This window comes from Marinobacter sp. UBA3607, from assembly GCF_002375525.1.
GTDB classification, from domain to species: Bacteria; Pseudomonadota; Gammaproteobacteria; order Pseudomonadales; family Oleiphilaceae; genus Marinobacter; species Marinobacter vinifirmus.
Genome location: NZ_DFLY01000032.1, coordinates 181,529 through 193,988, shown reverse-complemented (window position 1 = coordinate 193,988; position 12,460 = coordinate 181,529). Strand labels below are relative to the sequence as shown.

Sequence of the window (12,460 nt, the reverse complement as noted above, 5' to 3'; positions counted from 1 at the left end):
GGGAAAACAGGATGGTGCTCCGGGCCGGAATCGAACCGGCACGACCTTGCGGTCGAGAGATTTTAAGTCTCTTGTGTCTACCAATTTCACCACCGGAGCATCGGGGGAAAACTGAAGGCCGGAATTGTATAAGGCCCGGATGGCTAACGCAATTCCGCTTTAAGAATCGCTCAGTAATTAAGCAACTTTCGGCAGGGACCCTGATTATTCGGGCTTGGTTGCCCGGCCCTTGTAGATATACCCGGCAATTTTCGGTGCATTGGGCATATACAGGTTCTCCAGCTCCTGAATCTCAAAACCGGCGTGTTCAATCAATTCCGCGATGTGCCGGTTCAGGTGGCAGCCGCCAGCCAGCTTTCGCCATCCCGGCGTTACCCGGTGCTGCCATTTACGCGTGGTGTCGTGTGGGGCTTCTCCGTGTTCCAGGAACAGCAGGTCGCCACCGGGCTTGAGTACCCGCTTCATCTGCAGCAAGGCCGTGTGCCAGTCCGGAATGGTGCACAGGGTGAAGGTAAGCAGAACGGTATCGACCGAGTTGTCCTGCAGCGGAATCTTCTCACCCGGCAGATCCAGCCACTCTACCCGCACCGGTGACCGGCCCAGGTTCGGCAAGGCTTTGCGCCGCATGCCTTCCGATGGCTCCAGCCCGTACACCATCTCTACGAGGTCCTGATTATAGAATTCCAGGTTAATACCCGAGCCCATTCCCACTTCCAGCACACGGCCGCGAGCCCTTGGCACAAGTTGGCTGCGCAGTTTCATCACCTGCCCCATGGAGCAGGCCTTGTCGATGATGTAGGGAAGAATCCGGTCTTCATAGAAGCTCATAGGTTCACCGTCATTGTTTTATATCAAAGGTGCGACAAACTGCCCTATTTCTTTCTGCTACAATTCCCGTAGCATCATAATTAACTGCCGGTAATAACAACATAACAAAATCGCCTAAGGCAGCGGCCGGGCAGGTTAGCACCTGTCTGTTGTGACTTGTGAAAGTTACCGGAGGTTCCTGTGGAACTAGATCCCCTCATCCTATCGCGAATCCAGTTCGCGTTTGTCGTGTCATTTCACGCCATTTTCCCGGTATTTACCATCGGGCTTGCATCTTATATAGCCGTTCTGGAAGGCCTTGCCTTCAAAACCCGTAACCCGGTTTGGACGAAGCTTTCCGGATTCTGGACAAAGGTCTTCGCCGTTGTCTTCGGGATGGGGGTGGTCTCCGGGATCGTGATGTCGTTCCAGTTCGGTACCAACTGGAGTAACTTCTCCCAGGCTTCTGCCAACTTCCTTGGCCCGATTCTGAGCTATGAGGTTATCACGGCCTTCTTCCTGGAAGCGGCGTTCCTCGGGGTTCTGCTGTTCGGGCGCAACAAGGTTCCTGCGGGCGTTCACCTGTTTGCGGCCATTATGGTTGCCACCGGCACGTTCATTTCCTCGTTCTGGATACTGTCGGCCAACAGCTGGATGCAAACTCCGGCGGGCACTGAGCTGCGTGACGGCGTGTTCCATGTGGTGTCATGGAGCGAAGCCATCTTCAACCCGTCATTCCCCTACCGCTTCATGCACATGGGGCTGGCTTCATTCCTGACCGGCAGCTTTGTGGTAGCCGGTGTGAGTGCCTGGTACCTTCTCAAGGGCCGGGAGGTAGAAGCCAACCGCAAGGCGCTGTCCATGTGCCTGTGGCTGCTGTTGTTTATTGCCCCGGCCCAGTTGGTGGTCGGTGACTTCCATGGCCTGAACACACTGGAACACCAGCCTGCGAAAGTGGCTGCTATGGAGGGCAACTGGGAAACCTCTTCCAATGTGCCACTGTTGCTGTTCGCCATTCCGGACCAGGAAGCACAAACCAACCATTTTGAAATCGGCATCCCCAGCCTGGCCAGCATGATTCTCACCCACGAGTGGGATGGTGTGGTACCTGGCCTGAAGGATGTTCCCAGAGAAGAGCAGCCTCCGGTGGCGATTGTGTTCTGGTCGTTCCGGGTGATGGTTGGCCTGGGTATGCTGATGATCCTGTTCGCGGTAACCGGGCTGGTGCTTCGGGCCGGCGGCCGCTACTACAAGGCCCGCTGGTTCCTGCAGGGGCTGCGCGCCATGAGCATTGCGCCCTTCTTCGCGGTACTGACCGGCTGGTTCGTAACCGAAGTTGGCCGGGCTCCCTGGCTTGTATACGGCATTATGAACCAGGCTGATTCGGTAACACCCTCGCTGACCGGGGGCATGGCGCTGTTCACCCTCATCGGTTACATCCTGGTGTACGCAGCGGTATTCTCCGCCGGTGTTTACTACCTGATGCGGGTGTTGTTCGTCGGCCTGGAAGGCGATGAAGACGATACCGACCATGAAGCCGATCGCCCTGCCCGCCCGCTCTCGGCGGCCCATGTTCCGTTCGAGATCGAATCCGGCAAGGGTTCGGTTAACCACGCAAAACCCGTTAACGAAGGAGGGCAATCCTGATGGAACTGTTTGATCTGGCCCTCATCTGGGCGTTTATTATCGGCTTCGGCATCATCATGTATGTGCTGATGGACGGCTTCGACCTGGGCGTGGGCATTCTCTTTCCCTTCGCCCCCTCTGAAGAAGACCGCGACACCATGATGAACTCGGTGGCACCGGTTTGGGACGGCAACGAAACCTGGCTGGTACTGGGCGGTGCCGGGCTGCTGGCCGCCTTCCCGATGGTGTACACCATCTTCCTGCCTGCGCTCTACATTGGCGTGTTCCTGCTGCTGGCCGGGCTTATTTTCCGGGGTGTGGCGTTCGAGTTCCGGTTCAAGGCGCGCACGTCCCGCTACCTGTGGAACTGGTCGTTTGCCGGCGGTTCCACCGTAGCCACCTTCGCCCAGGGGGCGGTGGTTGGTGCCTATATCCAGGGTTTCAACACGGTTGATGGCGTGTATGTGGGTGGCGCGCTGGACTGGCTTACCCCGTTCACCGTATTGACCGGCCTCGGCACTCTGGCAGGCTATGCCCTGCTCGGCTCCACCTGGCTGATACTGAAAACCGAAGGCCGCCTGCAGGACTGGGCTTACCGGGTAACAACGCCGCTGCTGTTCGCCGTGCTGGCCATCTTCGCCATTATCAGCGTGTGGACACCGTTTGTGGACGACATGGTGCGTGAACGCTGGTTTGACCACATCGGCATCATTTGGATCCTTCCGGCCCTGACGCTGCTGTGCGCCTTCCAGATCTGGCGCTCCGTGCGCAACCGCTTCGAAGGCATGCCCTTCGTGGCCACAATGGGGCTGTTCATCACAACCTATCTGGGGCTTGTGGTCAGCCGCTGGCCCTATATGGTGCCGCCCAACTACACCCTGTGGGATGCAGCGTCTGCCTATGAATCCCAGCTGTTCCTGCTGCTGGGCCTGCTGTTCGTAATTCCCATTGTGCTGGTATACACCGCCTGGACGTACTGGGTATTCCGCGGCAAGGTGCGGGCCGGCGAAGGGTATCACTGAGTGGCAGAACCGGCACAGGCTGATGTCAAAGGCTGGCTGGCCGGGCTTGCCCGAACCAGCCAGCGCTGGATAAACGCCACAGTAGTCGCCGGTACCCTGGCCGGGCTGGCCACCATCGTGCAGATGGTATTACTGGCCTGGCTGGTTTATCAGGGGGTAATTGCCGGCGAGCCGGTCTCTGCCCTCACCCCCTGGTTTCTGGTTTTGGTGGGCATGCTCGTTGTGCGGGCAGTTTGCCAGGGCCTGCAAACACGCTTTGCGGCGCGCTGCAGCGAACAGGTACGCCGGCATGCCCGTCGCCAACTGAATGACCACTGGCAAGTTGCCGGCCCCGTAGCTCTGTCGGAAGCCTCTGCCGCTTCCCTGGCCCGGGAATGGCTGGACCACGTGGAAGCCTTGCACGGTTATTTCGCCAGGTTCCTGCCCCAGATGATCCTGGCCACCGTTATCCCTCTGATGATTCTTGCGCTGGTGTTCTGGCTCGACTGGCTGGCCGGCATCTTTCTGTTGTTATCCGCGCCCCTGATCCCTCTGTTCATGGCCCTTGTGGGTGTGGGTGCAGAGAAAGTGAACCAGCAGCATTTCGAAACCATCAGCCGGCTGTCCGGGCAGTTTCTGGACAAGGTTCGAGGCCTGACGACCTTGCAGCTGTTCGGCCAGACCGCCCAGGCCAGCGATACCCTGTATCAACGCTCGGATCAGTACCGGCGTATCACCATGAAAACCCTGAAGGTGGCCTTTCTGTCGTCGGCGGTACTGGAGTTCTTTTCCTCGGTCGCCATTGCCGTCATCGCCATCTACATCGGTTTCGGGTTGCTGGGCTACATCACCTTTGGCCCCAGCGATCAGCTCACCCTGTTCTCCGGCCTGCTGATCCTGCTGCTGGCACCGGAGTTCTTTCAGCCATTACGGACGTTGTCCCAGCATTATCACGACCGGGCTGCCGCACTGGGTGCCGGGGCAGAGATTCTTGCCCGGCTTCAGGAGCCGGTCTCCGGCGCCGGAAATGTCCAGGCACAAACCGAAACTGCCGCTGCGGAGGACACGATCGCCCTGGGCGGTGTATCCCTGCGCTATTCCGATAGCCCTCCAGTGTTTGATCAGTTGAACATGCAGGTAAAGCGCGGTGAAGTGATCGCGCTCACAGGACCGTCCGGTGGCGGAAAGTCGTCGTTACTGCACCTGTTAGCCGGGTTTATCCGCCCCGATGCCGGAACAATATCGGTGTTCGGACAATCTGCGGGCTCATCCCCTTTCGGCTGGCTGGGCCAGAAAGGCTTCTGGATTCAAGGTTCCTGGGCGGACAATCTGAGGCTGACCAGCCCTGACGCATCAGATATAGCCATTGAGAATGCCCTGCGCATGGTCGGCCTTGCCGAGTTGCTCGACAGCCGGGAACAGGGCATCAACAGCCGTATTGGCGAAGATGCCCAGGGCTTGTCCGGCGGCCAGGCCCGACGGCTCAGTCTCGCCCGCATTTTTCTGGCGGATCATGAGCTGGTTCTGCTGGATGAGCCGACCGCCGGCCTGGACGCCACCAGCGAAATCTGTGTGCTGGAAGCCCTGCACAAGCTTTCCGAAGCCGGCAAGACCGTGATTTTCTCTACCCATCACCAGGCCCTGCTGGCACTGGCCGACCGGGTTCTGATCGTCTCCGGCGCAGAGGTGCGCAATGCGTGAACTCCGGCCCTGGTTACAGCTGATTCTGCGCCGCCGGGGTCGGCTGGTGGTGGGCGGTGCCCTGCTGCTGGCAACACTGATCTCCGGCATTGCCTTGCTGGCCCTGTCCGGATGGTTCCTGACCGAAACCGCCCTGGTGGGCTTGCTGTTTGCGGCGGGTGTTCAGGCGTACATCAATCTTTATGTGCCCGGCAGCGGGATTCGATTCTTTGCGGTGTCCCGAACAGTTTCCCGATACCTGGAGCGGCTTTACAACCACAATACGGTGCTGAGCCTGCTTACCGATATTCGCGTAGCGCTGTTCAACCGGCTGGCGCAGGCGGGCAAACGCCAGCGAGGCGATAAAACCGGAGCCCAGTGGTTGTCCCGCCTGACTGCCGATGTAGACGCCCTGGACACCCTGTACCTGCGCCTGATTGCCCCTACCGCACTGGCGGCGCTGGTTACCCTGATGATTGTCGGCCTGGCCTGGCTGCTGTTCAGCGGCACCATTGCGCTGATACTGCTGGGTATTCTGGCAACAGCCTTCGGTCTCGCCACCTGGGGGCTGTATGTTCGCACCCGGGCGCTGTCGGGACAGTTAAACGAACGGCAGGAACAACTTCGCGGCCAGGTGATTGAACACCTCGAAGGCTTTGCAGAACTCACCGCCGCCGGCCGTGCTGGCAAACATTCGGGCCGGCTGATGCGCCACGCCTTTGCGCTTTCACAAAGCCAGGCGGAGGTCGATGCCAGGGTGGGCTGGCACCTCTCGGTAACAGTGTTGCTGGTAAACCTGTCAGCGGTGATTGCCCTGTGGGCCGGCTTTGGCTTGTTCCAGCAGGATCTCATATCCGGGCCGGTTCTGGTGCTGCTGCCCATTGCCCTGCTTGGTCTGGGAGAAGTTTACGGCATGCTGCCCGAGGCCTTTGGAAAGTTTGGTGCAACACTGGCAGCCGCCAGGCGTCTCAATGAAGATGTACAACCCGCAGATGAACAGCCTGGCTTCCAGAAGAGGCCGGCCGGACAGGGCGCAAAACAAAGCGCTCTGACCGCGAGCGACCTGGCCGTTGGCCACCCGGGGCAGTCTTCGGTTATCACCCACTTCTCGGTAGCGGTCGAACCCGGAGATCGCCTGGGCGTAGTCGGGGTGTCTGGCAGCGGAAAATCATCCCTGGCAGATACCTTTGCCGGTTTGATTGCTCCGGTTGCAGGTTCTCTGGAGTCCCTGCCCTGCACCTACCTGACTCAAACTACGGTTGTGTTCGACGACACCGTCAAAGCCAACCTGTTGCTGGGTAATCCAGAAGCAACGGACGGCGAACTCTGGCATGTACTGGAGCTGGTGGAATTGGCCGAGCGCTTCAGCCGTGAGGTTGCCGGCCTGGATACCTGGCTAGGGAACGGCGGCAGCCGCTTGTCGGGCGGTGAAGCCCGGCGGCTGGTATTGGCCCGGGTACTGTTGAGTAATGCACCGCTGGTGATTCTGGATGAACCCTTTACCGGCGTGGATGCCGATACCCGGGGCCGCATAGCCCCCCGGATTGATCAGTGGCTGGACGGGCGCGCCGTGATTTCATTAGGCCACGGGCCGGAGGCATTGCTGCCATCCGGCCACATTCTGCATTTGAACTAGCGGCTCAGCGGGTTTCGAGCAGCTCGAAAGTCAGCCCCGCCCTGGTAGTCAGGCGCTCAAGCAACTTGCCGTTAAGCGCAGAGGCCGGAGTCCAGAAACCACCAGGCACTTCGTCTTTCACATCAAAGGCCAGGCACATACCGGATTCACCCAGCATCTTGCCGGTAGAGCCGTAGCCCGGGTCCCGGTCGCCCGTCACCTTGGTGATCAGGGTCTTGCCATCTTCTGTACGTCCGACAAAGCGGATGTCGTAGAAGCCTTTTTCCTGTGATTCCGGGCTTGGCCCCTCACCCGGCTTGGGCACCAGTTTTTCCACCACCCAGCGGGTTGGCTTGATGGCCGATGCGGTAAAGAAGGCACCCAGGGCGGCCACAATGCCATAGGCCGTCAGGCGTCCCTTGGTGCCTTTGCCGGTCATGATGGCTTCGTCGTAGGTGAATTCCTTGCCGTAGCGGGCTTGCTGCAGGGCGTTAGAGCGATGAACCACCCGGGTATTAATGGCACCCATCACAAACGGGGCCAGCCAGGCATTGAAAGTTTTATCGAATTCCGCTGTTTTCAAGCTCGGCTGGCGCGTGCTGGAACGGTGGTCCGGCGGGCAGATGGAGAACGGGTTAGCCAGCTCTTTCCGGAGCTTCGGGTCTGCCCCGGCCTCTTTCGCCACGTTGATCATGGAGGCTACAGTACCGCCGGACAGCCCGCCCTTGGCCACCTTCACCCGCATACGCACATCACGACAGGGCTGGCCGAAGGTCTCTTCGGACTTCTGCTGCAGGAACCAGACGCCCATATCGGAAGGAATCGAGTCAAAACCGCAACAATGAACAATCCGGGCTCCGGTCTGCCTGGCCTGGTCTTCATAACGCTCGATCATCCGGCGAATCCACTGAACTTCGCCGGTCAGGTCGCAGTAATCGGTGCCGGTGGACACGCAGGCTTTAACCAGCGGCTCGCCATACAGCGCATAGGGGCCAACGGTCGAAATAATCACCCGGGTCTGTCGGCACATGGCGGCAAGGGCGTCGTCGTCAGAGGCATCTGCCAGAATAACCGGCAATGCAGAGGCGTTATCCCCCAGCTCAGCCTTCAGGCTGGCCAGTTTGCTCTCGGAACGGCCGGCAATGGCCCAACGGACTTCACCACCGGTGCCGTAAGTCTCCATCAGATACCGGGAAAGAATCTGGCCCACAAAGCTGGTGGCGCCAAATACGACCAGATCAAACTCTGCCTGTGTGGTGTTGGTCATTATTTATCCTTATTCAAACGGGTGTTGGGTTACGATGGTAACAGGTTTGAACACAGGTTCTACTTTCCTGTTTACGCTGTCCGGGGCGTCCTCCCGGCCAATCGTTTGTCATGCAGACTGGGGCACACTCTGTACATGCACACAAGACACCCGGGAGGTGCCCTTTGAACACGTTGCTTGCACTCACCAGCCTGATTCTTCTAGTGTTCAGCGCCCTGCTGCTCTGGCAATTCCTCGAGCAGAAGAAGATGATCGCCCAGATGCTGGAGAACGAAGGTATCCCTGAGACCAGCCAGGATCCGGAATTGATACTGACCCTTCGGGTGCTGGACCCGATTTCCCTGGCCAAGCGGGAATCCCGGACCGGCCGGCTGCTTGCGGATCGCTTACCGGTAATGACCCGGAAAATGGTCTATCAGGAAGTCATGAAAGAACTCGAAGTGGAACTCGAAGAGCGTGATATCGATGTTGAAATGCACATTGAATACCGCTGAGGAGCCTCGACCATGATCGACCAGATTCTTGTTGCCCTGAGCCTTGCCGCCACCGCCGGCTGCCTGTTTGCCGGTTTTCGTGTATCCGGCGATAACCGCCGTGATCTGAGGATTCTTAACACCCACCGCATCAGTGCCCGCAGTGCCGTCCAGAAAAGCCGTATGGAACTGCTGGAGGTCCGTAACCGTGCGAAATTGCTGGAGGATACGGTCTCTGGCGGCGCCATGGCGGTCGAGAAAGTGCACAAGGCCATCGCCAACACCACGTTTGGCCTGATCGACATGTTTTCCAGCGATGAAGAGTTTCGCAACAGTACCAGGAAGGTCCAGCAAACCCATCACGAAAAAACCGAGCAGGTGTACAAGGCGGTCCGTACCACCAACCGGGCCCTGCATATCCTCGCGGATACCCTGATTATCGGCAAAGCCGAAAAACGCATTGTTTCAAAAACAAAAAAGGCACCCTGAGGTGCCTTTTTTGCTAAAGAGATCTGAAAGTTACAGAACTTTCTTCAGCTCTTCTTCGAACTGCGGAACTGCTTCAAACAGATCTGCTACCAGGCCGTAATCAGCAACCTGGAAGATCGGCGCTTCTTCGTCCTTGTTGATCGCAACGATCACCTTGGAGTCAGACATACCTGCCAGGTGCTGGATGGCACCGGAGATACCCACCGCAACGTAAAGCTGCGGAGCAACGATCTTACCGGTCTGACCAACCTGCATGTCGTTCGGTACGAAGCCGGCGTCAACTGCGGCACGGGATGCACCAACAGCGGCACCCATCAGATCAGCAACCTGCTCCAGCATCTTGAAGTTGTCGCCGTTCTGCATGCCACGACCACCGGAGATTACGATACCGGCAGAAGCCAGGTCCGGACGGTCAGACTTGGCCAGCTCTTCGCCTACGAAAGAAGACAGGCCGGCGTCTTTTACAACGTCCAGCTGTTCTACCGAAGCAGAACCGCCTTCAGCGGCAACCGGGTCGAACGCGGTCGGACGCACAGTGATCACCTTGATGCTGTCGCTGGCCTTTACGGTCGCGATAGCGTTACCGGCGTAGATCGGACGAACGAAGGTGTCGTCAGACTCAACGCGGATAATGTCGGATACCTGGGCAACGTCCAGCAGCGCAGCAACGCGCGGCATGAAGTCTTTACCGGTGGTACCGGCAGAAGTCAGGATGTGGCTGTAGCCCTTACCCACTTCAGCAACCAGGTCACCCAGGTTCTCACCCAGGAAATGACCGTACGCGGCGTTGTCTGCAACCAGTACCTTGTTCACGCCTTCTGCCTTGGCAGCGGCTTCAGCGACGGCGCCTACGTTCTCACCGGCAACCAGCACGTCGATGTCGCCACCGATGGCCTTGGCAGCCGCTACAACGTTCAGAGTAGCCTGCTTCAGGCTGCTGTTGTCGTGTTCAGCAATTACCAGGATGCTCATTTAGATCACCTTCGCTTCGTTCTTCAGTTTATCCACCAGCTCAGCTACGTCTGCCACCTTGATACCAGCCTGGCGTGCAGCCGGGGCTTCGACCTTCAGGGTGGTCAGGCGCGGGGCGATTTCAACACCCAGATCGGCGGGGCTCATGGCGTCCAGCGGCTTCTTCTTGGCCTTCATGATGTTCGGCAGAGAAGCGTAACGCGGCTCGTTCAGACGCAGGTCAGTGGTAACAACCGCCGGCAGGTTCAGGGCAACTGTCATCAGACCGCCGTCTACTTCGCGTGTTACGTTAACCTTTTCACCGTCAACAACCACTTCGGAAGCGAAAGTGCCCTGGCCCATGCCAGTCAGAGCGGCCAGCATCTGGCCAGTCTGGTTGTTGTCGGAATCGATGGACTGTTTGCCCAGAATAACCAGCTTGGGCTCTTCTTTCTCGACAACCGCCTTCAGCAGCTTGGCCGCTTCCAGGGACTGTACTTCTTCGTCAGTCTCGATGTGGATACCACGGTCAGCACCCAGCGCCAGTGCAGTACGAATCTGCTCCTGGGAAGCCTTCGGGCCAATGGATACAACCACGATTTCACTGGCAACGCCCTTTTCCTTCAGACGAACCGCTTCTTCAACTGCGATTTCGCAGAACGGGTTCATTGCCATCTTGACGTTGGCGAGATCAACGCCGGTGTTGTCCGGCTTGACACGCACCTTCACGTTGTAGTCGATAACTCGTTTTACAGCGACCAGAACCTTCATAGATTCCTCGTTCTTCTACGATGGGTTTAATGAGTCTTCACAGTCAAAGGACCGGGTTGACCCGACCTGACAATGAGACGATACTAAAAATCGACTCAAAACACACGATATTTCGGTGTATACGTACAATGCCAAAGGTAAGGGCAGATTTCAAACAAACGTTTGTTTGATTCTTGAAATGCGCTATCCTTCGGGTTAATAACATTCATTAGAAGCTGTTTGAGGAGACCAACGTGGAACGCGAATCGATGGAATTTGATGTTCTGATCGTCGGCGGCGGCCCTGCTGGCCTGTCTGCAGCCTGCCGCGTCATGCAACTGGCGCAGGAAGCTGGCGAAGAACTGACTGTCTGTGTAGTAGAAAAGGGTTCTGAAATCGGGGCGCATATCCTCGCAGGTACCGTATTCGAGCCTACTGCCCTGAATGAACTCTTCCCGGACTGGAAAGAAAAAGGCGCTCCCCTGAATACGCCGGTTACCCGGGACGACATTTTCCTGCTCAAGAACCAGGAAAAAGCTACCAAGGTTCCCAATGCCTTTGTGCCCAAGAACATGCACAACCACGGCAACTATATTATCAGCCTTGGCAACCTGTGCCGCTGGCTGGCCGAGCAGGCCGAGCAGCTGGGCGTAGAGGTTTACCCGGGCTTTGCCGCCTCTGAGACCATCATTGAAGATGGCCAGGTTAAAGGTATCATCACCGGCGACATGGGCGTGGCCCGTGACGGCTCCCAGAAAGATGGCTACATGCCGGGTATGGAGCTGCGCGCCAAGTACACCCTGTTCACCGAAGGCTGCCGCGGCCATCTGGGCAAGCGCCTGATCAGCGATTTCAAGCTGGATGAAGGCAAAGACCCTCAGCACTACGGCATCGGCATCAAAGAACTGTGGGACATTGACCCGGCCAAACACGAGCCGGGCCTGGTGGTTCATACCACTGGCTGGCCGCTGAATGAGTCTGGCTCTACCGGCGGTTCTTTCTTGTATCACCTGGAAAACGGCCAGGTTTATGTTGGCCTGATCACCGATCTGTCCTACAGCAACCCGCACCTGAGCCCGTTTGAGGAATTCCAGCGTCTGAAGCACCACCCTGAGGTGAAGAAGTACCTGGAAGGCGGCAAGCGTGTTGCTTACGGCGCCCGCGCCATCGCCAAGGGTGGCTACAACGCCCTGCCGAAAATGAGCTTCCCGGGCGGCTTGCTGCTGGGTTGCGATGCCGGCACCCTGAACAGTTCCAAAATCAAGGGCTCCCACACTGCCATGAAATCTGGCCTGCTGGGCGCCGAAGCGGTGTTCGAAGCTCTGAAAGAAGGCAAGTCTGGCGAAGAGATCACCAGCTTCCAGAAGCGCTTTGAAGACAGCTGGTTGTACAAAGAGCTGTACGCCGAGCGTAACTTCGGCCCGGCCATGCACAAGTTCGGTAACATCGTAGGCGGCGCCATTGCCTTCTTCGAGCAGAACATTCTGCGTGGCAGCCTGCCGATCACGTTCCGCGATACTACCCCGGACTACGCCACCATGAAGCCGGCATCCGAGTGCAAGAAGGTCACCTATCCGAAGCCGGATAACAAGCTGACGTTCGACCGCCTGTCCTCGGTGTTTATCTCCAACACCAACCACGAGGAAGACCAGCCGGTTCACCTGAAGCTGACCGATCCGGACATTCCGCTGAAGGACAACCTGCCCAAGTTCGACGAGCCCGCCCAGCGCTACTGCCCGGCCGGCGTGTACGAAGTGGTTGAAGCGGAAGACGGCAGCGGCAAGAAGTTCCAGATCAACGC

11 protein-coding genes and 1 tRNA gene are annotated in these 12,460 nt (G+C 58.1%); 7 read left to right on the top strand and 5 right to left on the bottom strand.

Annotation, left to right across the window (positions count from 1 at the left end; genetic code table 11):
* Window positions 1-12: 12 nt before the first annotated feature.
* Window positions 13-99: transfer RNA gene (locus B2589_RS12545), tRNA-Leu, on the bottom strand.
* Between the two features lie 105 nt (window positions 100-204).
* Window positions 205-828: a class I SAM-dependent methyltransferase gene (locus B2589_RS12540; protein ID WP_286816791.1), complete on the bottom strand. Its 624-nt coding sequence runs from the start codon at window positions 826-828 to the stop codon at window positions 205-207.
* Between the two features lie 180 nt (window positions 829-1,008).
* Here B2589_RS12540 and B2589_RS12535 point away from each other — a divergent pair, with 180 nt between their 5' ends.
* From B2589_RS12535 to cydC, 4 genes are read left to right on the top strand one after another with little or no spacing between them, the layout of a single operon-like run.
* Window positions 1,009-2,454 (top strand): cytochrome ubiquinol oxidase subunit I, encoded by a 1,446-nt coding sequence (locus tag B2589_RS12535; protein WP_058340909.1) that lies wholly within the window; start codon window positions 1,009-1,011, stop codon window positions 2,452-2,454.
* A complete protein-coding gene (gene cydB / locus B2589_RS12530; RefSeq protein ID WP_022988228.1) occupies window positions 2,454-3,455 on the top strand; it encodes a cytochrome d ubiquinol oxidase subunit II in 1,002 nt (333 codons plus the stop codon). The genes B2589_RS12535 and cydB overlap by 1 nt, the downstream gene beginning before the upstream one ends.
* On the top strand, window positions 3,456-5,135 hold the full coding sequence (cydD, locus tag B2589_RS12525; RefSeq protein WP_286816790.1) for a thiol reductant ABC exporter subunit CydD: 1,680 nt from the start codon (window positions 3,456-3,458) through the stop codon (window positions 5,133-5,135).
* Window positions 5,128-6,750, top strand: coding sequence for a thiol reductant ABC exporter subunit CydC (gene cydC, locus B2589_RS12520; protein WP_286816789.1), 1,623 nt, complete (start codon window positions 5,128-5,130; stop codon window positions 6,748-6,750). Before cydD ends, cydC begins: the two co-directional genes overlap by 8 nt.
* A 4-nt stretch (window positions 6,751-6,754) precedes the next feature.
* Here the strand turns inward: cydC and B2589_RS12515 are convergent, their stop codons facing one another.
* Entirely contained in the window at window positions 6,755-7,996 is a 1,242-nt protein-coding gene (locus B2589_RS12515; protein WP_232901025.1) for a saccharopine dehydrogenase family protein, read from the bottom strand.
* Window positions 7,997-8,160: 164 nt separating this feature from the next.
* On the opposite strand from B2589_RS12515, the gene B2589_RS12510 reads away from it, so the two are divergent.
* Both B2589_RS12510 and B2589_RS12505 read left to right on the top strand, forming a co-directional pair.
* Window positions 8,161-8,490, top strand: a complete 330-nt coding sequence (locus B2589_RS12510) for a hypothetical protein (RefSeq protein ID WP_022988224.1) — start codon at window positions 8,161-8,163, stop codon at window positions 8,488-8,490.
* 12 nt (window positions 8,491-8,502) lie between these two features.
* Window positions 8,503-8,958, top strand: a complete 456-nt coding sequence (locus B2589_RS12505) for a hypothetical protein (RefSeq protein WP_286816788.1) — start codon at window positions 8,503-8,505, stop codon at window positions 8,956-8,958.
* A gap of 30 nt (window positions 8,959-8,988) precedes the next feature.
* Here B2589_RS12505 and B2589_RS12500 read toward each other — a convergent pair whose 3' ends face one another.
* Complete coding sequence (locus tag B2589_RS12500) at window positions 8,989-9,930, bottom strand: electron transfer flavoprotein subunit alpha/FixB family protein (protein WP_058340905.1); 942 nt, start codon at window positions 9,928-9,930, stop codon at window positions 8,989-8,991.
* Window positions 9,931-10,680 carry an electron transfer flavoprotein subunit beta/FixA family protein gene (locus tag B2589_RS12495; RefSeq protein WP_022988221.1) on the bottom strand — a complete coding sequence of 250 codons (750 nt, stop codon included), beginning with the start codon at window positions 10,678-10,680 and terminating at the stop codon, window positions 9,931-9,933.
* 233 nt (window positions 10,681-10,913) lie between these two features.
* Here B2589_RS12495 and B2589_RS12490 point away from each other — a divergent pair.
* Window positions 10,914-12,460 (top strand): electron transfer flavoprotein-ubiquinone oxidoreductase (locus B2589_RS12490; protein ID WP_286816787.1); only part of this gene is annotated, 1,547 nt, incomplete at its 3' end.